17 protein-coding genes are annotated in these 19,299 nt (G+C 59.7%); 6 read left to right on the forward strand and 11 right to left on the reverse strand.

What is annotated here, in order from left to right; all coding sequences use genetic code 11:
- Window positions 1-69: 69 nt before the first annotated feature.
- Entirely contained in the window at window positions 70-1,368 is a 1,299-nt protein-coding gene (locus ACFQDI_RS09605; protein WP_377165868.1) for a PQQ-binding-like beta-propeller repeat protein, read from the reverse strand.
- 55 nt (window positions 1,369-1,423) lie between these two features.
- Between ACFQDI_RS09605 and ACFQDI_RS09610 the strand changes: the two genes are divergently transcribed.
- Complete coding sequence (locus tag ACFQDI_RS09610; protein WP_377165870.1) at window positions 1,424-2,290, forward strand: hypothetical protein; 867 nt, start codon at window positions 1,424-1,426, stop codon at window positions 2,288-2,290.
- Here ACFQDI_RS09610 and ACFQDI_RS09615 read toward each other — a convergent pair.
- The 9 genes from ACFQDI_RS09615 to ACFQDI_RS09655 all read right to left on the reverse strand — a co-directional run bounded on the left by ACFQDI_RS09615 (window position 2,243) and on the right by ACFQDI_RS09655 (window position 12,058).
- Window positions 2,243-3,754: an urea transporter gene (locus ACFQDI_RS09615; protein WP_377165872.1), complete on the reverse strand. Its 1,512-nt coding sequence runs from the start codon at window positions 3,752-3,754 to the stop codon at window positions 2,243-2,245. The genes ACFQDI_RS09610 and ACFQDI_RS09615 overlap by 48 nt on opposite strands.
- Window positions 3,751-5,076 carry a phenylacetate--CoA ligase family protein gene (locus ACFQDI_RS09620; protein WP_377165874.1) on the reverse strand — a complete coding sequence of 442 codons (1,326 nt, stop codon included), beginning with the start codon at window positions 5,074-5,076 and terminating at the stop codon, window positions 3,751-3,753. Before ACFQDI_RS09620 ends, ACFQDI_RS09615 begins: the two co-directional genes overlap by 4 nt.
- 20 nt (window positions 5,077-5,096) lie before the next feature.
- The gene (locus ACFQDI_RS09625; RefSeq protein WP_377165876.1) at window positions 5,097-5,738 is read right to left on the reverse strand and encodes a tetratricopeptide repeat protein; all 642 of its coding nucleotides are present in this window, start codon (window positions 5,736-5,738) and stop codon (window positions 5,097-5,099) included.
- 19 nt (window positions 5,739-5,757) lie between these two features.
- A complete protein-coding gene (locus ACFQDI_RS09630) occupies window positions 5,758-8,001 on the reverse strand; it encodes an urea transporter (RefSeq protein ID WP_377165878.1) in 2,244 nt (747 codons plus the stop codon).
- 29 nt (window positions 8,002-8,030) lie between these two features.
- Window positions 8,031-9,485, reverse strand: coding sequence for a type III PLP-dependent enzyme domain-containing protein (locus ACFQDI_RS09635; protein ID WP_377165880.1), 1,455 nt, complete (start codon window positions 9,483-9,485; stop codon window positions 8,031-8,033).
- Between the two features lie 25 nt (window positions 9,486-9,510).
- Window positions 9,511-10,614 carry a biotin carboxylase gene (locus tag ACFQDI_RS09640; protein WP_377165882.1) on the reverse strand — a complete coding sequence of 368 codons (1,104 nt, stop codon included), beginning with the start codon at window positions 10,612-10,614 and terminating at the stop codon, window positions 9,511-9,513.
- Between the two features lie 25 nt (window positions 10,615-10,639).
- Window positions 10,640-10,966, reverse strand: a complete 327-nt coding sequence (locus ACFQDI_RS09645) for a PqqD family protein (protein ID WP_377165884.1) — start codon at window positions 10,964-10,966, stop codon at window positions 10,640-10,642.
- A 441-nt stretch (window positions 10,967-11,407) separates the two neighbouring features.
- Window positions 11,408-11,674: a GreA/GreB family elongation factor gene (locus ACFQDI_RS09650; protein WP_377165886.1), complete on the reverse strand. Its 267-nt coding sequence runs from the start codon at window positions 11,672-11,674 to the stop codon at window positions 11,408-11,410.
- Window positions 11,675-11,803: 129 nt separating this feature from the next.
- Complete coding sequence (locus ACFQDI_RS09655) at window positions 11,804-12,058, reverse strand: hypothetical protein (RefSeq protein ID WP_377165888.1); 255 nt, start codon at window positions 12,056-12,058, stop codon at window positions 11,804-11,806.
- 435 nt (window positions 12,059-12,493) lie between these two features.
- Between ACFQDI_RS09655 and ACFQDI_RS09660 the strand changes: the two genes are divergently transcribed.
- Both ACFQDI_RS09660 and ACFQDI_RS09665 read left to right on the forward strand, forming a co-directional pair.
- Window positions 12,494-13,801 carry an APC family permease gene (locus tag ACFQDI_RS09660; protein ID WP_377165890.1) on the forward strand — a complete coding sequence of 436 codons (1,308 nt, stop codon included), beginning with the start codon at window positions 12,494-12,496 and terminating at the stop codon, window positions 13,799-13,801.
- Window positions 13,798-14,979 (forward strand): hypothetical protein, encoded by a 1,182-nt coding sequence (locus ACFQDI_RS09665; RefSeq protein ID WP_377165892.1) that lies wholly within the window; start codon window positions 13,798-13,800, stop codon window positions 14,977-14,979. The genes ACFQDI_RS09660 and ACFQDI_RS09665 overlap by 4 nt, the downstream gene beginning before the upstream one ends.
- Window positions 14,980-15,033: 54 nt before the next feature.
- Here the strand turns inward: ACFQDI_RS09665 and ACFQDI_RS09670 are convergent, their stop codons facing one another.
- Window positions 15,034-16,032, reverse strand: coding sequence for a serine hydrolase (locus ACFQDI_RS09670; RefSeq protein WP_377165894.1), 999 nt, complete (start codon window positions 16,030-16,032; stop codon window positions 15,034-15,036).
- A 65-nt stretch (window positions 16,033-16,097) separates the two neighbouring features.
- Between ACFQDI_RS09670 and ACFQDI_RS09675 the strand changes: the two genes are divergently transcribed.
- From ACFQDI_RS09675 to ACFQDI_RS09685, 3 genes are all read left to right on the forward strand, one after another.
- Entirely contained in the window at window positions 16,098-16,769 is a 672-nt protein-coding gene (locus tag ACFQDI_RS09675; RefSeq protein ID WP_377165896.1) for a response regulator transcription factor, read from the forward strand.
- A 71-nt stretch (window positions 16,770-16,840) separates the two neighbouring features.
- Window positions 16,841-17,734 carry a potassium channel protein - like protein gene (locus ACFQDI_RS09680; protein WP_377165898.1) on the forward strand — a complete coding sequence of 298 codons (894 nt, stop codon included), beginning with the start codon at window positions 16,841-16,843 and terminating at the stop codon, window positions 17,732-17,734.
- Between the two features lie 129 nt (window positions 17,735-17,863).
- A complete protein-coding gene (locus ACFQDI_RS09685; RefSeq protein WP_377165900.1) occupies window positions 17,864-19,294 on the forward strand; it encodes a hypothetical protein in 1,431 nt (476 codons plus the stop codon).
- Window positions 19,295-19,299: the final 5 nt, after the last annotated feature.

Below are 19,299 nucleotides of genomic sequence, written 5' to 3' on the forward strand. Positions count from 1 at the left end.
AAGCCCTTTTTTGTCAGTGGTGCTCTTCTCTTCGCCTGCCACAGACGCAAACACACCAGCCCAAATGACTCACTTCCCGATCTTATAAAGCGCCTTGTCCGTGCGGATAAACAGCGCACCGCCATCCGCGATCGGGCTGGCCATGATCGCGCCATCCATCGTGTTCTGCGCCAGGATCTTGAACTCCTTCGTCGCGTTCACGATCGTCACGACACCCTCACGGCTGCAGAAGTACAGCTTCCCATCTGCCAGAATCGGCGAGGAGCTGTATTTGCCGCCGATGCGTTCGCGGTAGTATGCCTCTCCCGTCTTCGTGTCCACACAGCTCACGATGCCGCCGTCATCCACATAGAAAATCAGGCCGTCGTGCAGCACAGGTGAGCACATCTTGGGCGCGTTCTTGTTGTTGCGCCAGGCCACCTCCGGCGTTTTGAGGCCCGCGTATTTCAGCGCCACCACCGCGGACTTTCCATATGCTGTGCTGAAGTAGATCTGCTGCTCATCCACCACAGGCACGGTGGACATGGAAAAGCCCAGCTCTCCATAGTGGATCTTCCACAGCTCTGCGCCGGTCTGAGGATCATAGCCATAGATGTTGTTCGCAGCCGAGCTGACCACCTGGGACTGTCCGTTGATCGTCGCCACCAGCGGCGTGCCATAGGCTTTGCGCTGCTGCGGGCGCGGGTCCATCTCGCCGCTGCGCGGTGTCTTCCACGCCAGCTTGCCGGTGTTCTTGTCAAAGGCGGCGATGAACTGCGCATCACTGCCGTCAAAGTGCGCGATCAGCCTGTCCCCATGCAGCACCGCCGTGGAGCCCGGCCCGTTTTCATGCATCACGTTCAGCTCCTGGTTTTTCCACAGTACTTTGAGCGTTTTCGTATCCAGCGCCACCGTGCCAAACGAACCAAAATGCGCATACAGCCGCCCCTCCTCCAGCACCGGAGATGGCGAAGCATAGCTGTTGAGCTGATGCGCCCACTGCGGGTCCTTCACATTCAGCAGCTCGATGTCGTGCAGGATCTTGCCGCTGCCCCGGTCCACGCAGACAGCACGCAGGCTCACAGAGCCCAGCACCGTCAGCGGCTGGTCTCCGGTGTTCGTTTCCAGCCTGCGCTTGGCCTCTTCCGCCGTGGCGGCGGTTTCCAAAGCTGTCGTCAGCCAAATCTGCTCCCCCCACATGACCGGGGTCGAGTGCCCACGACCCGGCAGCGCGGTCTTCCACGCCACGTTGCTGGTCTCACTCCATGTCTCCGGCAGACCTGAAGCACTGGCATGGCCTTGGGCGGACGGGCCGCGCCATTCGGGCCAGTTGCCGGCATAGGAAGCAGTGGAGAGAAGCAGGAGGGCGGGCAGCAGTCGGGTCATCATGATGCGAGAAAAAACGTGGCAGTACGCGAGGAACTGTCTTTCACTGGCAGCGATCATGCGCATCCTGTTTTTTCTTTTTGTTTCCGCGGGTGTACTGCAGGCCCAGACGGCTGAACTCGAAACTTACATCGAAGTGCGCCCGGGAACCCTGCCGATCATCCTCACGGTGCCCCATGGCGGCAGCCTGAAACCAGCAAACGTGCTGGCGAGGCGCTACGGCGTCACAGGCACCGACTCCAACACCATCCCACTGGCTGAGATGATCATCGAGGAGCTGGCGACTCGCTATGGCGGCAAGCCTCATGCGATTATCTCGCGGCTACACCGCACAAAACTTGACCCAAACCGGGAGCTGGAAGAAGCGGCGCAGGGGGATCCGATTTCCATCGCCGCCTGGCACCGTTTTCATGACAGCGCACAAAAAGCCTGTGACAGCGTGATGAAGAAGAGCGGCATGGGGCTGCTGCTGGACATTCATGGCCACCGCCATCTCGACCAGCGCATCGAACTCGGCTACCTCATCCAGGGTGATCAGCTGAAGCATTCCGATGCTGAACTGAACGCTGATGCAGCTCTGATCGCCTCCAGCTGCATCCGAGATCTGGACAAGCGCTCGCCACAAAGTTTCGCTGAACTGGTGCGAGGACCGCAGAGTCTTGGCGGACTGCTGGAGTCACAGGGATTCCGCTGTCTGCCGAGCCCGTCCAAAACCAGCCCGGCCTTCATGGCCGGCTACTTCAGCGGCGTGTATGACGTCTCAGCCCATGGCTCGCGCAAAGGCGGCACTGTGAGCGCCATCCAGGTGGAGTGCCCTTGGAACAATGTGCGTGACACGCCTGAACATCAGCGCCGCTTTGCCGTTGCGCTGGCAGAATCACTGGGCGTTTACTTTGAGGTTCACTTCGGACGAAAGCTGAGGTGAAGACACAGCCGGTGGCTGCGCGCTCTCCTCATCTGCTTTGTTAAGCCTGTTCCAGCAGCCGTCTGCCACTTCTTTTTGTGCTGAAAAAACGCGGATCTGCGCGGGCGTGCAGGACGCCCAGTCTATGGGGACGCGCTCATCCCGCAGGCCGCGGCGGTGCAGCCAGCCAAAGAAGGCGACGCTGCCAAGAAGCGCTGCATTGAACGGCAGGCAGAGCGGCAGCAATGCCAGGCGGAGCAAAGCGCCGGTGAGAGGCTCCCACACAAGCGCCATTGCCAGAGTGACGGCCAGCATCCAGACGACCGTCTTTGCATTAAGCCGCAGATAGTGGCCGCCTAAAGCCAGAGCAAGAACAACCACGTTTATGGCGAAGGCAGGGTCACCAAAGACAGGCATCCACCATGAGCCCGCCACACAGACCAGGACAGCCGAAAGAGCCACCATGGCGCTTGTGCGTGAATGCCAGAGGATGCCAATGAAAAACCAGAGCCAGCAAAGCAGCACACGGGTCGAGATAAACTGTGTCTTCTGGCTGAGATGGCTGCTGAGAAAGCCTCCCCATGATTTTGCATATTTCTGGACACTCCCTCCGGACAAGGTCGCAGCAAAGCCCGTGTAGGCGTCTGCAAAAAACGGGGCGCAGAGTGCAGCCGTGGTGAAGTGATGGCGGGCCTCGTCCGGCTTGCCAGCCTGCAACGCACACCAGCCGAGACCATCCCATGAGTCGGCAAAAAACGAATCCAGTGCAACGGCACGCCGAAACGCCAGCGCTGCATCATCATAGCGTCCCTGACGAAAGCGGCTCCAGCCCAGGCCATCATAGGCATCCGCGACTCCAATTTTGAGGGAGAGCACTCTCGAAAAAGCCGTCTGCGCACCGGGCTGGTCCCCGCGGCGATACAAACTCCAGCCGAGCCCCGCGCAGCGATAAGCCTCCGCCATATCGGTGCTGACTTCCGTGTTGAGAAAGTGCTTTTCCGCTTTTTCAAAACGGTTGGCGAGGAGCTCACGCCAGCCGCGTGTGAGCTCGGCATCATGGACACCAAAAAAAATCAACGCCGTCAGCACTGCCCAGGCCGCGGCGACATAAGGCAGGCTGAAAAGGACATAGGGAGACCTTTTTTCGTGCATACGCTCTGCCATAGGCACAAACACAAAGGCCATGCCGGCACAGCCGAGCACCGTGGCGAGCGCCTGTGTCCAGAGAGGCACCTGCGGAAAAAGATGCCAAAAAGCACCCAGAAGCGCGCCATTGACACTGAAGAGCCCGGTCTTGAGCACGCTGTCATCCTGCGCACGCCAGTGCGCGAATGCGGAGATGAGCAGCGCACCGGCCAGGCTCATCAACGCAGTCTCCATGGAAAGAACAAACAGCCCGATGATCACACAAACACCAGTGATGCGGCTGTTCGCCACGAGCATCTGCCCGTAACCACGCAGAGTGTGGTCGAGCATTCGGTTCATGCGGCAAGGGAAAGTTCTGAAATCACCAGCGGCACCTTATGCGATCCCGGAGGCGCGGCAATCGTGGAAACGAAGCTTAGCTGCAATTCGACCGGGCTGCCGAGCGCGGCTTCGATCGCGCTTTTCACTCCTTTTTCAACCAGGTGACACGCGGCCCCGGCCTCAGCCACCATTCGCACCTCGAGCAGGCCGGGCTGCTTTTGCAAAACCTGATACTGAGCCAGGCCAGGAACCGCCTCGATGGCATTCGTGATCACATAAGGCGACACCCAGTTCCCTCCGGGAGCACACAGCATGGCGGCCCTTCGGCCTTCGATCTGCCGGATGCTGCGTGCACTGCTGCCACAGGCACAGGGCTCAGGCTCCCAGCGGGCCAGATCACCCAGCCCGCCGTAGCGCAGAATCGGAGTGGCCGTATTGGTGAGATCCGTGATGACAATGTGTCCGAGCCCGGAGGTTGGCTGACCATTTTCATCCACGATCTCGCAGAGAACATTGCCCTCCGCTATGTGCCAGCATGAGCCCTGCACGCACTGCCAGGCGACAAGGCCACCTTCTGTGCTGGTATAAGTTTCAATGAGGCGTGCATTTGGAAAGACCTGCCCCAGCAAATGCCGCGTGTGGGCATCCAGCATCTCCGAGGTAAGATGGATGAGACGGGTCTTGCCCATGACGGTTTTTTGTGCGCGAAGATCCAGCGCGATCGCACGAAGGGTGGATGGGTAGGAGGAAATGAATTCTGGCGCGGCTTTCAGAAGTTCGCGCGAGAGTTTGGAGACGGGATCGTGCACGGAAAAAATACGTGAATCCGGCACGGTCGTGCGCAGGAGGTCAGCGGTGGCAAAGTCGATGCTGTCTGGAGCCATATCGACGAGATAGAGACCATTGCTGAGCGGCCTGCCCTGGCACCACTCGTAGAACAGTGCCGTGTTGCAAGCCATGTAATGCCAGAGCGACAGTTCTGTGCGAGCCATGCTGGCCGGAATTCCGGTGGAGCCAGAGGAAGCCAGCCAGCGAACCTCACCACAGATGTCCTTGGCGATCAAATCCTCCCGTGTGGCTGCCCGCAGGTCCGCTTTGCTGAGGATTGGGAGCTTCGAAAGATCGTCCCAGTCGCCGAGGATCGCGGGGGTGAATCCCGTCTTGGCAAACAGCCGCTGATAGAGCGGAATGTGATCATGCGCATGCTGCACCAGGGCGCGCAGCATGCGCCACTGGTACGCCCGCCGCTTCTGCGAGCTCCATCTCCTCTGTTCAATCACCTGGTCGAGGGCGGCATGAAGATGCCGACCACGGACGCGAATCTGGGCGGGAGTGTGCATGGGAGGCTTCCTCCTGAGTCTCAACGCTGACCAGGAGGCGGTCCGGGATGAGTCATGGCGAAACCATCACGCACCATGTAGCCGTCAGGATTGATTTCCATGAGCCTTTCAAACAAGGGCGCGGCGAGTCGGGCCTGCCCCTGGTTGATCTGAGACCAGCCAAACCAGCTCATGCCGATGGGGTCTTCAGGCTGCAGCTTGTAGGCACGCTCAAAGTAAGTCTCGGCTTTGCGATATTCCTGCTGGTTGAAGAGAATTTCGCCTGCAATGAGCAGCGTTGGGCGATGGAACTGGTCAATTTTCAGAATCTCGCGCGCCTCACGCAGAACGTTTTCGGGCTGAGCCTGCGCCTGGAACACGCTCATCATGCCCAGGTGTGGAGTGAGGGCACGCGGCTCCTGCTTGGCCGCTGTTGTGTAATACTGGACCGCCTTGGTGTAGTCCTTGTTGAGATAGGAGAGCCAGCCTGCACGCACCGCAGCCAGGTAAGTTTCTCCACCGGCGCTTTTGAACGCCAGGACGCTCTCGAGTGCCGCGGCATAATTGTTGCTGGCCTCCTCGGTGAGGGACTGCTGCCAGGACTCGGAGATGGAAGCCAGTTTGTCTGCGGCATTCACTGCAGTGGCGCAGGCGAGGGTGATGAAGAGAAGATGTGTTTTCATGGTCAGGGAGGCAGGTGGTTTATTCGGTTTCGCCATTCGGCAGTGTGGGGGTGAAGCTGGTTTGCGTGAAAGTGTGGTCGCAGCCTTTCAAATGTGCCGAAAGGCAGGTGAGACCGCAGATGGGCTCGAGAGTGAATTCGATCTCCTGCGGGAGGTCATCCGGAGGGGAGTCAAGAAGGGTGGCAAGGTGCAGACGCTGGGTGGTGGGATGCAACGCATGGCGGGAGGTGACACGCTGTGTGCGCAGCCCCAGATAAGGCGCGAAAACGCCCGCTAATGCCCGGCCGTGCCTGGCCGGCAAAGCGACATGATCCTCCCAGTTCATGCCGCTCTGATAAGCGAATGGCACGGTGGGCATGGCGAACGAAAGGTAGCTCAGGAGCTTAGAACGTCCGCTGAGACGGCTTTCAGTGATCTGCAACGCATGCAGACCGAGAACCGCAGTGAGAGACTCGCCCCCGCTGCTGAAACGATAACGGCCCGATTCATCGAGCGTCATGGTCATGGATTCAAACGAGGTCGATCCCGCTGTGCAAACACGATAGGTGGCCACTCCCGGAGCAAAATGAGCCAGCATGCCCAGCACGGTGACGGAAACCGTGGCCGGGGCAATCCGCTCTCCCACCTTGGGCACGCAGGCAAAGCTCCAGCGCATGCCTTCGGCCGTGCGTGTAAAAATGTTCGTGAGGCAGAAGGGAACGGTTGGCGCACCGGTCTCTGAGCCAGCCTGATTGTGCAGGTGGATGTGCGGCACCGGGCTGCGGCCTGAGTTGCCGCAGTAGCCCAGCAGCTCTCCCGCACCCACGCGCTGGCCGCATTTAACGACGATGCCGTTTTTCATGAAGTGCGCGAGCTTCACGGTGCCTCCATAGTCGAGTCTCAGAACAAGGTGGTTGCCCCAGTTGCTGGCAAAGTTGCAGCCACCGGGCGCATTGTCGGCCACACCATCGACGACGCGGATGATTTCACCGGCTCCTGGCGCGCGCACCTCGAGGCCCTGTGTGTAATAGCGGCTCAGGTCATCATCGCAGCCAGGCGGGCAGGCATTGCCAGCGGCATCATGCACTTCAAAGTCGAGCGCATGCTTCCAGTCACCACGATGACTCAGCCTGTCATCAAACCCCTGGGTCACAGTGACCTCGCGCGCCGTGGGCAGCAGCACATGGCTTACATGGCGATGAGGAAAGCGGGCGTTTGCCAGCGCCACTGCGGCTGCGGCCGCCTCAGGATTTTCGAACACACCGCTGGCAGGCAGCAGCGCCCCGGGCTTTTCGCGCAGGCGCAGACAGCAGAGCATGCTCCAGATCGTGGCCAGGTAGGGCAGCGGAAGATACTCCCAGCCGGAGCCGCGCAGAAAGTGCTGCACCGCCGCGACGTGCAGTGCAGCAACGGCACCGGCCAAAAAGGCAAGAAACAGACTGCTCCAGGAAGGCACGAAATAGACTGCTCCCAGCGCCATGCCAGCCAGCAGATAATTGTGCCCGGCAAACCAGCCAAGCCAGTGCAGGCCGCTGGCTTCGAGCAATTTCACGATCAGGATGCCACCCGCATAGCCAGCAATGGCATTGAGCATGGCGATGCGTGACCAGACAAGAATGGCCAAAGTCACTGCGATGCCAGCCCACACGTTTGGCAGAAACAAAACCGTGCCCATGCTGCGTAAAAATGAGGCGACGGCGAACGGCAGTTCAGGCTCCTCCGGCAGCCCCATGTCCAGCAGTGCAGTGCCCGCCGCCCAGCGCGGGAAAAATGTCAGCAAAGTGCCAAAGACGATGACGAAAGCACTGCTTAGAGGCGGCAGGCCGGCACGCAGCGGAAACCAATGCCAAAGCGCCGCTGACAGAAGCAGCGTGTAAACTGTGACAACAGCCAGCATGCCCCAGATGGCCGGAGCCGTCAGCTCTGAGCCTCGTGTGATCCAGGCAACTGCGAGAGCACTCAGAAGCACATTGTAGAGCAATGTGCCATCCTTGCGCATGGATGCTGGCAGATGCAGCAGCTGTGCCACAAAGCTACCGAGCAGGCAGGCACTGACAGCAAATGCAAAGTAACGTGGCATGAACAGCAGCGTGGCGCAGAGCAGCGCTCCAGTTTGCCAGCTGCCGCAAAGGAAAACAGAGCTGGCCGCACGGCAAACCTCGAGCAGCAGTGTGGAGAAAATTTTCAGCTGCGGCAGCTGATTGTTGGCAAAAGCTGCCGCACGTACGGCGCCGCTTCTCCATCTGGAGAATGGCCTAGGGCCGGTCTCTTCGAGAATGGTCATTCCTGGGAGGGTTGACGGGGCTTCCGTGTTCATGGCGTTGAAGAATCAATGACGCGACGGGTGAGCAGATGTTCAGGCACACGCTCCAGCCGCTGCACGTAGTCGAGATCTTCACGTTCGCGGATGACATCGACCCGGCCATCAAGCCCAATCATGACCACTGCCGGCCGGTAGGTGATGAACTGCATGCTCTGCGTGATGTTGTAGGCTCCGACCGGATGCATGACGAGATGATCGCCCGTGGTCATCGCCGGAAGGGAGACCTGCTCACGAATGACGTCGATGTTCATGCACAGACAGCCATAGAGCTTGACGGGCTGCTGGGCGCTCTCACGCTGCGCCTTGGCGGGCTTCACATTGAAGCGATACCAGTTGCCGCTGTAGAGCATGTTGATCCCGGTGTCGATGACATACGCGGCACCGTTGGATTCAGGCATGTAGGCAGGAGCCTTTGCCGCCTTCCCTGCGAGCGTGATCGGACCGGAGGCGCCGGACTGCTTCACGGCAACAATGCTGGTGATGAGATAGCCCGCTTCATCCACAAGCGCGCGTCCGCTTTCCAGATACAGGCGCGGGCGGCGGTCCCTCGGCAGCGTGTTCAGCGCACCCGCGATGGCGTCTGCGTATTTTTCAATCGGCGGCACCACTTGCTCCGCAGGCTGGTAGGAGTAATGCAGCGTGCTGAGGGAGGGGAACCCGCCGCCAAGGTTGAGATACTTCAGAGACCACCCGTAGCTCTCACGGCAGCGCTCCATCAGAGTGATGAGCTTCTCCGCCGCGACTTTGTACGCATTCGGCTCAAGGATGTATGTACCGATGTGGGTGTGCAGCCCCTGCAGGTTCAGACGCCCCTTGCTCTCCGCGATCCGGCGTATGGCGCGCCACGCCTCGCCATTTTCCACACCAAAGCCAAACTTGCTCCACACGGGCAGAATGCCTGCGTCGAGCCAGCATCGGATGGCGATGTCAATGCCGCGGCCTGTTTCCTTGGCGATGGCATCGAGCAGCAGAAGCTCATCCCAGTTGTCCACCTGGATCATAGCGCCTTCGCTGACGGCGAGCTCGAGCCCCGCACGGGTTTTGTGCGGGCCGTTGAAGATGATGTCTCTCCCGGCCACACCGTTGCGGCGCGCCTTTTCATACTCAAACTCGCTCACCACTTCGGCAATGGAGCCTTCGCTGTGGAAGACGCGGCAGATGGCGTTGAGATAGTTTGTCTTATAACTCCAGGCAAAGCGGGTACTGGGATAGCGGCTTTCAAAGGCTTCGCGCGCGCGCTGAATTTTTTCACGCAAGGTGCGTTCGGAGAAGACGAAGAGCGGCGAGCCGAAGCGTGCGGCGAGATCGGCCACAGGCACACCTTCGATGCGTTCGCAGACATTGCTGCTGAGGCCATGGGCATGGCGGTTGCGGTTGGCGGCGCTGTTCTGGCCGCTGAGATGACGGGTGATCGTCGGCGGAGTGTAGGGCTGAAGCGTTTGCATGGGAGGATGCAGATAGGGGGTGAAATCAAAGACTGCGGGATGAGGCGGGATGTGGAATGACCTCGCGCGGCTGACGGAAGAATTGGCCGCTCATGGTGAGCGCGGCGAGATCGCGAATGTCACCGGTCATGTCGATGGCATGACGGATGAAGAACTTGCCGGGAATAGCGTGGCGGAGCGGCTCACGTGGCTGCCAGCCCAGGGCAAGTTCAAACGCAGCAGCGGGCAGGTTGCAGCTCAGCGATGAGGGAAAATCACACCAGGCGGGGAAGCGCGGATTGATCTCGATGAGGCAGTACTCGCCCTGGGAGCCTTCGGATTTGACAAATTCGAGCTCAAACGGGCCGTTCCACTTCAGCTCGGCAATGAGCGATTCCGCCATGGCATCCAGCTGAGGGTCACGAACAATCATGCCCCCAAACCCTTTGCCACTGGAGGTCCGCAGCATCTTGCGGATGGAGCAGGAGCCAAGCATCTGGCCGCGGCCATTGCCCAGCCCAATGACATTGTACTCCTCTCCCTGCACATTTTCCTGCACCAGCACCGGAGCGCCCCATTGCTCCAGCATGTGCCAGTATGCGGCTTCGCGGGCAGCCGGCGTGATGGCATGCCTTGCCTCATAAAAGCGGCCTTTGACGAAGACATTGCCGCCGAGTGAAGCTGCCGCCTGATGCATTGCGTTCACGTCGTTTACGGCCACAGTCTTCGGTGTGCGGCAGTGCGTACGCTCGCACAGCGCAGCCAGTTTGGACTTGTCGCGGCATTTGAAGCTTTCGGCGGTGGGCAGACATGCGTGAATGCCGCGCTCCCGCAGTTTTTCCGGGGCTTCGACCAGTGGCCCCATTTCAGCATCAAGACAGGGGATCAAGACGTCAAAGCGTTCGATCTCGCGTATCGCATCCAGACGCTGCCAGAATGCCTCCACTCCGGCACCCGGATAAGGGAGGGTGAATGCGGCATCCGGGGCGTCTTCTTCGCTGAAAAGACCGCTCTCGAGCGAATCATAAACAAGACCAATGATACGCAGCTCGGGATAAACGCGGCGCAGACTGCGAATAACGGCAGAGCCGGGCTGGGGATTTTCACCGCGATGAAGCCCGGTGACGGCGATGACAGGTGAAGCATTCATGGGAGGATGAATTGATGGGCTGAGCTCAGTTCATTTCCTTGGCGAGCCCCATGTGAACGAGCTCGGCGAGAAAGGATTCCAGATCACGCTCCGCAGTGCTGCGGGCGACTTCGAAGCACGCGGTGAGGCGGTCGAGGATCTGCAGGCGAGTCATGCCCTCTCCCAAGGCCTGCATGACGATCAGCGCCGTGGGGCTGGCGGTGAAAAATTCACCGCTGGTGGCGTCAAAACCAAAACCGTCAGCCTGCCAGGTGACGGTATGAAGATGAAAGACGGGCGATCCGGCGCCAGAAGCCAGCACCTGAGACTGGGAGCGGTGACGAATCGGGGTGGAAAGAGACGCGAGTTTCATGGTGGTGGGTGATTGAATCACACCCCGATAGAAACCCAGGCGGTTAACAGCACCGCAGGCGCCAAGATGAATATGCGTTTATTTTTGCCCCGGCGGGGCAGAGTAGCGCTTCTGAATTGATCCAGATTCGTCGCATACAGCACAAACTCGGGGCCTGCGTTCAGGCTCTCGAAGAACTTTTTGCGCTTGTCTTCACTCAGGATCGCCTGTCAGAGCCGTTTGTTGTCTTAAACGGTTTGGGCCAGCAGTTGCCGGAGGCTTGCAGCTTCTTCGTTGATTGCAGTCGCAGGAGCCCGCCCCCCTGGTGGTGGCGGGCTCCCGCAGGGTGACGACCAACATCACCCCACTGACACATTTTTGCGGATGCCTTTTTAACGGAGAAAACGAATTCCCATTTTCGTGCCCTGCAAGCCGTGCTTTGGGCGGATCTTCACTGCCCGGTTAAGCGGACATCGCGTGCTGCTTTTCAACGGCGAGGATGAGCATTACCAGCTGGCGCCCCTGAACTTGAATCTCGATCTTTTCACCCGCACTGCGGCGCAGGACCGCCCTGCCGAGAGGTGCATCCTCCGAGATGCGGCCGCGGTCAGCATCGGCCTCATATCCGGGCACGACCTGGATGGTGATGTCAAACTCATGGAGCGTGGCCAGCTCATTGAGCGGACGCAGGGTTACGTAATCATAGTGATGTATCGAAAGGGTGCTCATGAAGGGGAAGAATGGAAAAAATAGGTGGGCAAAAGGCCTGCGACAAAGGCAGGCGGAAGCGGCCCCTGCCGAGAGTGACAGGGGTCTTTCCGAGGATAAACGCGGCGTCAGATGTGCGGTGTCAGACCGTCATTGTCGGATGGCCTGAAGGGACTCAATGGTGCTCTCAGGATGCGTCCGAAGCACGAAGGAGCGCACGGATTTCCGCGCCTCCTCCTCGTTGCGGGCCGCCACTTCATAAATGGCCTCGGCGGAAACCAATCCGCAGATTTCCTGCCTTTTGAACACGCAGGTGACCCGCCATGTGGGCCGCTCATAACGAATAGCGCCGCCAACGCGCGCCGGGTTGTCATTCTGGGTAACAAGTCGTTCCAATAGTTTCATAAAAAAGAGAATTTGAGTTGTGTCTGGGCTGGAGGAAAAGCCTGGCTGACGGCACGTGCGCAGACAGGCAGCACATGCCACCGTGCGTGCATGCGCCTGAGTAATGACCAGAGTGGCGCCCACACGTCATGCTGACGAGGGCTGGAAATGAATGGCGCAGGCTCTGGCACCTGCTGAGTACGCGGGCAGTCCCAAATCTGGGGGATGCCCGCTTAAGCTCGGCTTGCCGCCAGACGGTGGCAAAGCGGATGGATCACACTGCTTTCTGCCAGGATGGCGAAAGAGATGAGTTGGTGTGAGTTCGGCTTCACAGAACTAACATACGCACCAAACACCCAAAAGGCAACTTTAACTGGGCTGCGAAGTCCATAAACCCTGTGCCATCCCGAGGTGTGATGTTGACGTCATCCTATGGTGGGCGTAGCCATCGCGCCCATGAGCACCACACGCACTCAGGGTATTTCGCTGATCACAGCCACGGCGGTGGTGGTAGCCAACATGATCGGCACGGGGGTCTTCACCTCGCTGGGATTTCAGGTGGGGGGGCTGCCTTCCGGCTTTGCTCTGCTGATGCTCTGGTTCGTCGGCGGGGTCTGCGCCTTCTGTGGTGCCGTATGCTATGGCGAACTGGCGGCCGCCCTGCCACGTTCCGGCGGCGAGTATCATTTCTTGTCCAAAATTTTTCATCCGTCCGTGGGCTTCCTTTCCGGCTGGCTCTCGGTGACCGTGGGATTTGCGGCCCCCATCGCGCTTGCGGCGATGGCTTTTGGCAAATACTTCTCCGGCATCTTTCCCACAGCACCAGCGACGACTTGGTCCCTCGTCATGGTATGGGCCGTGACTCTGATCCACGTGGGCGGCATCCACATGGCAGCCAAGTTTCAAAACACCGCCACCTGGCTCAAGGTCGCCCTGATACTTGTCTTCATCGGTGCTGGTTTCTTGTTTGGCAAAGCACAGCCTGTGCACTTTCTGCCCGCGTCTGGCGACCTAGGCTTGCTGGGCAGCACCCCCTTTGCCGTGAGTCTGGTGTACGTCATGTATGCTTACGCAGGATGGAATGCCGCGACGTACATTGTTGGAGACATACGCAACCCGCAGAAGAACGTGCCTCTGGCGATTGCGCTGGGCACGCTCCTGGTGGCGGGCCTTTATCTCGCGCTGAATGCGGTGTTCATGCATGTGGCGCCCATGAGCGAGCTCGATGGCAAGCTGGATGTCGGCCACATCGCGGCTGTTCACATCTTCGGTGAGACCGGCGGCAAAATCATGTCAGGCCTTATCTGCCTGGGACTGGTCTCCAGCATCAGCGCGATGACCTGGGTGGGCCCGCGGGTGATGAAGACCATGGGCCAGGACCTGCGCATCCTCGCACCACTGGCAGTGAGCGATGAACGCGGCGTGCCGGTGGCGGGCTTGTTTGTGCAGCTGGCCATCGTGGTGACCCTGCTGCTCACGGCCAGTTTTGAAACGGTGCTCACCTGCGTGCAGTTCAGCATCCAGCTGGGTTCATTTGCCACGGTGGTGGGCCTGATCGTGCTGCGCATCCGGCAGCCGGACCTGCCGCGCCCCTACCGCTGCTGGGGCTATCCGGTGACGCCGCTGCTGTTTCTCGGCATCAGCCTGTGGATGATGATCTTCGTGGCCAAGAAGCACCCTTATGAAACCCTTGCCGGCATGGCGTTGATTTTGCTCGGCTGGATCATTTACTTCATTTCGCCGCGTACTCCACGCACACCATGAAAAAAACATTCGTTCTGCTGCTTGCCCTGGTTCAAACCGCCCTTGCGGAACCGCCCACGCCCAATGAGCAGGCGCGCTTCCTTGCTGGCATGCCGCAGGAAGGCTCGTCGCTGGCCGGCCTGGCCCAACGCGGCGAATTCAACTCACACGCCAAGGAGCTGGACGCCTCCTGGGCAGATGCCGAGGAGCGCCAGTTTGGGCCGATCCGGGCCTGGGTTCCCCTGGGCCTCCCTGAGGCTTTTGGCGACACCTCGCCGCTGCTCTACGTCTTTAGCGGCCCCGACTTCCTGCATGCCCACACTTTTTTCCCCAATGCCTCCACCTATGTGCTGGCTGCTGTGGAGCCCGTGGGCCAGCTGCCAGACGTGACGAAACTCAGCGAAGGCGAACTCGGCTCATCCATGCGCAATCTGCGCACCACGCTCAATGCATCGCTCAGCTTCAGCTTCTTCATCACGGCGGACATGAAGAAAGACCTGCAGGCCACCAAGCTCACCGGCACCCTGCCGGTGCTGTACGTCTTCCTGGCCCGCTGTGGCTGCTTCATCCAGAAAGTGGAAAAAATCTGGCTGGATGCCGCTGGCAAGATCATCACCGACAGGGAGACCAAAACCTCCGGTGCACGCATTACCTTCCTCGGCACCAAGGGCCAGCAGCAGACTCTCTACTATTTCTCCACCAACCTTGCGAGCTGGGCACTCAAGCAGGACGCCTCCTTCCTGCGTTTCTGCGACGGGCTCGGAGCCATGAACGGCTACACCAAGTCCGCATCCTACCTCATGCACCTCAGTGAGTTTCATGCCATACGCGACTACCTGCTCAGCCACTGCCATACCATGACGCAGGACGACTCCGGCATCATGTGGAAGGACTTCCCCCGCGACTCATGGGACGTCAAAGCCTACGGCTGGTACCCAGGCCCCATCGCCCTCTTCAAGCAGCACTACCAGGCTGACCTGGCCGAGTATTTCAGACAAACCGAAGTGCCCGCACTCCCCTTCGGCATCGGCTACCAATGGCGGCCCAAAAGCAGCACCCTGATCTACGGCGTGTCCAAGATGGTGGTCCGCAAGGCGATCCCTGTAGAGGATGACAAGCCTGGCACAGCCCAGCCTGTGCCCGCCGTCCCTGCACCTCAGCCGGTCGCTCCTCCCAAAGCCCTCCCGGTGAAGGACTGACCTCGGTGGTCCAAGTATGCTCAATGGGCAAATCCAGACACCTTGTGCAGGAGTTCACGGCCCCTTTGAAAACAGCAGTTTCAGCAGCGCTGCGTCGTTAGGCTTGGAATCCTTCGCCAGCCGCACGACGACCAGCTTCATGGATGGCACGATGTAAAGCCTCTGACCGTAGGAGCCGATGCATGCAATGAGGTCTGCGGGAGCAGAACGGCTCAGGCAGGCGTTGCGCCAGGACTGCTGCTGCCATTTTCTGTCCAGCATCGATTCCGCATCCACCTCGCGACCGGCTTTGCTGGCGGCGGCGTGGTTGTTCCAGAACCCGAAGGCAAAGGCCGCGTTGACGCTGCTGCCCTGCAGCTTCATGAACACCTCCTCTTGCCTGAGCATCCACGTGCCCAGTTCCGACCACTGGCGTGCCGTCTGCATGAAGCCGGCTGCCAGCAGCGGCGCACCATGCTGATCTGGTAAATAACGCTGAGAGCTTAGCCCCAGCGGGCCTAGCACCTTGCGCTCCAGGTAGCGCGTGGGCGTCTGCTTGTGCTCCAGCTTGCGTGCGAGCAGTTCGTGAAACACCTGCAGTGCAGCCGGTCCGTAGATGAAGGACTTGCCAGGCGCTGCCACGGCCCCGGCCTTCAGCGCAGCAGTGGTGCGATCAGGAAAGGTGTTTTCATGCAGACCAAACATCGGCTCCAGCCCATGGCTGAAGTCGAGCAGCTGCCGTATGGTGATCTGGCTTTTCCGCCTGTCGCCACGCCACTCGGTGATGGTGTCGGCCACATGTTCATCGAAGCTGAACAGTCCGTCCTTCTCCGCTGCAAAAGCCATGATTCCCCAGTAGGCCTTGGTACCGCTGTAGATGCGATGTGGCTCACGCTTCGAGTGCCCGTTCGTGTAGGATTCGTGCACCATTTTGCCGTTCTGTTTCACCAGCAGGGCATGGCCGCCATGTGCTGCCGAATATGCCGCCGCCGCCTGAATGCCATGAGGCGACAATGGCTCCACAGCAGGAGACGCTGAGAAAAAAAATGGCAGGAATGCCAGCAGAAGCTTCATCCGAGCATCATAGACCTTCAGGTGCGAGTGGACAATCCGCCTTTGCACCGCATCATCTGCCGCGCATGCGCATTCTCCTCGTCGAAGACCAGGCCAAACTGCTCTCCTTTGCCAAGAAGGGGCTGGAGGAGCAGGGCATCCAGGTGGACGCCATCAGCGATGGCGATGAAGCCTGGGAAATGGCCACAACCGTACCCTACGATGCGCTGGTGCTGGACATCATGGTACCCGGGCGCGATGGCCTGAGCATCCTGCGCGGCCTGCGTGAAAAGCGCAACAATGTCCCTGTCATCCTCCTGACCGCGCGCTCCACCCTGCCGGAAAAAATCGAAGGGCTGAACCTCGGCGCCGATGACTACATGACGAAGCCGTTTTTCGTCGAGGAGCTGGCCGCACGCCTCCACACCGTGGTGCGCCGCAAGGCCGGAGATTCGAGTCATCTGCTGCGGGTTGATGACCTGTGCATCAATCTCCTTGAGCGCAAAGTCAGCCGTGGTGGCACGGACATCGAGCTGAGCACGCGCGAGTTTGAACTGCTGGAGCACCTCATGCGCAGCCCGGGCCGTGTGTTTGGCCGCATGCAGATCTATGAGCATGTGTGGGGCTACAACATGGATCCCGAAACCAACCTCGTGGAGGTCTACATCCAGCGCCTGCGAGCCAAGATCGACAAGGACCACGACAAAAAGCTCATCCGTACAGTGCGTGGCGTGGGTTATGCGCTGGGCGGTGGCTGAACCAGGCTGCGGCCTGGCAAAGCAACCCAGGGATTGCCAATTTCTGCAGGCTGGCTCTAACTAGCCCACCCATGAGCGCTTCGAGCATTCCCAGCCAGGCACCCCAAGGCAGCAATCTGCGCCAAGGCCTGATGCTCGTCGTTGCAGTCGCTTTTCTATCCGTGGTCGGACTGGTGCTGCCGCATGGAGACAGCGGCGAGGAGTTTCGTGCCTGGTTGATGGCCCATGCGTTTTTTCGCCCGTTCGTCATTGCCCTGTGGCTCGTGGTGATCCTCGAAGGGATCGCAGGACTTTTTGCCGCCCATGATGCCTGGCCTGCACGTCTTAAACGCCTGCTGCTCACCACCCTGCTGCCTCCTCTGCGCATGATCACCGCCAGCAGCCAACCTGCCGGCTGGCTCTGGCTGCCCGGCATCGGCTGGAAACCCGTGGGAGAGGACACCACCGAGCAGCTCGAACAAAAGCTCGCCCTGCCCATGCTCATTCTGACCCTGCTGGTGCTGCCTGTTCTGGGAGCGGAACTCACCGGCGGAGAGACGCTGGAAAATCACCCGCGCATGGCGCTGGCCACGCACCTGATGACCTGCATCATCTGGATCGGTTTCACGATGGAGTTTCTCTGGATGGTCGCCGCCGCACCAGCCAAGCTGGCCTACTGCCTCAAAAACTGGATCAACCTCGTCATCATTCTCCTGCCGCTCATCGCTTTCCTGCGTGTGCTGAACATCTTCCGTTTCACCCGCATGCTACGTGCAGGCAAGCTCCTGCGTGCCTACCGTCTCCGAGGCCTCTGGACCAGGCTCTGGCGGCTGGCTCTGCTCTTCAACCTCATCGAACGTCTTCAGCGGCGCGACCCCGCCAGGTACTGCGCATCCTTGGAAAAAAAGATCGCTGATCTCGAAGAAGAACTGGCCAAACTGCGAGGCAGGCTGGCGGAGCAACGGGAAAAGCTGCCGCACAGATAGGTTTTTGCAGTTGCTGTGGTTTGACACTCCCGTTGCGTGATGGTTATAATTACCATAATGAACGCTGTGATTGTTCTATCCTCTCTGGCCAAACTTCTTACCCGCACCTGCCTTCTTCTTACTGTCCTGTTGCCTGTTTCTAAAAGCTGGTCCCAGCAGCTTCCTCCCCAGGTCATCGAGCAAGCAAGGCGAGAATCCCTGCCTGCGCACAAACGCGAGAAGCATGACAACTACCAGGCCGCCGCCAAATACTGGTACGCCAGCCGCAATCCAAGGCAGTTGGAGGACATGGAGGAGGCCCTCAAGGACGTGCTTCCACGCGCCTCCAAACTCTCGTCCTTCATCGATAATTTTCAGACCTGGGAAGAAGCGCAAAATTTCAAGGCCTACCACGACGCCGGAGCCGTCCTTCTGGCCAAGGCCTATACCTGCCTCTATTACGGTGACGTCAAAAAGGCCGCACCCGCCATCGAGCTGATCGAAACCAAATTCCCCTACGCGATGATCCTCGCCGAGGACCGCTCCGTCACGTGGGTCCGCACTGCGCTTCGCTACCATGAGCACTGCTGCATGCTCTATGCGGCCATGAGTCTGAAGGTGGTCGGGAAGATTCATTTCCCGCGAGAGCGCGATGAATTCGACGGACTCCAGCAGCGCAAGGCCATCGAGCACATGGCTGTGCTTCGCCTGCGTGAAGGAAACGTCGAACGTCTGGAGCATTTCTTCACCGCCATCAATCACAGCGAGCTGCAGACCTCCGGCGGCGACTGGGCGCTCGACATCATCATGAACGCCATGCGCCCTCTGGACCAGGACGTCCAGTCAGAAGCCTCCTGGCAGGAGATCCACGACGCCATCCTCATCTGGCAGAAGCAGAAGCCCTCGTCCGTCTTTGCCCGTCTCGCAGAGGCACGCTATCTCTACAATTATGTCATGTTCAAGGCCAGGCACCGCAGCTCTTTCGCAGCCATCCGGGAGGCCTCTGAGCGCGGCCTGAAAATGATGCCGGACATTCCGAAAACCAGTCCGGCCTGGTACGACACGATGCTGCGTCTGCAGGCCGTCTGCGGTCGGCCCGCAGACGAAATCGCCCCGGTGTTTCAAGAAGGGCTGGGCAAATACCCCGATTACACTCCCTATGCGATTGCTCTGGGCCGTTGTTTCGTGAATGAAGGGGAAGACGGCCGCCAGATATGCTCCCAAATTGTTGAAGAACTGCAGTCATCCGCCAAAGGCGGTCTGGCTGCGCAGATGCTGCGCCGCATCTACCTTGATGGGAGCTTCCCCGCCATCCAGCCGCGCCTGAACCTCGACACCGTCGAGCTTTGCATCCGTGCAGCTGTGGCTCGGTGGCCGGACAGCTACGAACTACGCAGCGACCTCGGCATTCTCGCAGTCACCATCGGCCGTCGTGAACTCGCCGCAGACATCATGCAGGGTATGAGCAACAAATGGTGCCGCAATGCGTGGAGAGGCCGCGAAGACATAGCCATCTATCTCACCAGCCCAGCGGCGCCAGTGACTCCCCGCGTCGATCCCATGCGCAAGACGACTCTTTGAACCGG

Source organism: Prosthecobacter fluviatilis (assembly GCF_042655725.1).
GTDB classification, from domain to species: domain Bacteria; phylum Verrucomicrobiota; class Verrucomicrobiia; order Verrucomicrobiales; family Verrucomicrobiaceae; genus Prosthecobacter; species Prosthecobacter fluviatilis.

Excerpts from the sequence above, each read along its gene's own strand:
- ACFQDI_RS09605 (WP_377165868.1), bottom strand. The coding sequence starts at position 1,368 with ATGATGACCCGACTGCTGCCCGCCCTCCTGCTTCTCTCCACTGCTTCC.
- ACFQDI_RS09630 (WP_377165878.1), bottom strand. The coding sequence starts at position 8,001 with ATGACCATTCTCGAAGAGACCGGCCCTAGGCCATTCTCCAGATGGAGA.
- ACFQDI_RS09620 (WP_377165874.1), bottom strand. The coding sequence starts at position 5,076 with ATGCACACTCCCGCCCAGATTCGCGTCCGTGGTCGGCATCTTCATGCC.
- ACFQDI_RS09670 (WP_377165894.1), bottom strand. The coding sequence starts at position 16,032 with ATGAAGCTTCTGCTGGCATTCCTGCCATTTTTTTTCTCAGCGTCTCCT.
- ACFQDI_RS09680 (WP_377165898.1), top strand. The coding sequence starts at position 16,841 with ATGAGCGCTTCGAGCATTCCCAGCCAGGCACCCCAAGGCAGCAATCTG.
- ACFQDI_RS09645 (WP_377165884.1), bottom strand. The coding sequence starts at position 10,966 with ATGAAACTCGCGTCTCTTTCCACCCCGATTCGTCACCGCTCCCAGTCT.
- ACFQDI_RS09650 (WP_377165886.1), bottom strand. The coding sequence starts at position 11,674 with ATGAGCACCCTTTCGATACATCACTATGATTACGTAACCCTGCGTCCG.
- ACFQDI_RS09640 (WP_377165882.1), bottom strand. The coding sequence starts at position 10,614 with ATGAATGCTTCACCTGTCATCGCCGTCACCGGGCTTCATCGCGGTGAA.
- ACFQDI_RS09660 (WP_377165890.1), top strand. The coding sequence starts at position 12,494 with ATGAGCACCACACGCACTCAGGGTATTTCGCTGATCACAGCCACGGCG.
- ACFQDI_RS09665 (WP_377165892.1), top strand. The coding sequence starts at position 13,798 with ATGAAAAAAACATTCGTTCTGCTGCTTGCCCTGGTTCAAACCGCCCTT.
- ACFQDI_RS09615 (WP_377165872.1), bottom strand. The coding sequence starts at position 3,754 with ATGAACCGAATGCTCGACCACACTCTGCGTGGTTACGGGCAGATGCTC.
- ACFQDI_RS09675 (WP_377165896.1), top strand. The coding sequence starts at position 16,098 with ATGCGCATTCTCCTCGTCGAAGACCAGGCCAAACTGCTCTCCTTTGCC.
- ACFQDI_RS09625 (WP_377165876.1), bottom strand. The coding sequence starts at position 5,738 with ATGAAAACACATCTTCTCTTCATCACCCTCGCCTGCGCCACTGCAGTG.
- ACFQDI_RS09635 (WP_377165880.1), bottom strand. The coding sequence starts at position 9,485 with ATGCAAACGCTTCAGCCCTACACTCCGCCGACGATCACCCGTCATCTC.
- ACFQDI_RS09610 (WP_377165870.1), top strand. The coding sequence starts at position 1,424 with ATGCGCATCCTGTTTTTTCTTTTTGTTTCCGCGGGTGTACTGCAGGCC.
- ACFQDI_RS09655 (WP_377165888.1), bottom strand. The coding sequence starts at position 12,058 with ATGAAACTATTGGAACGACTTGTTACCCAGAATGACAACCCGGCGCGC.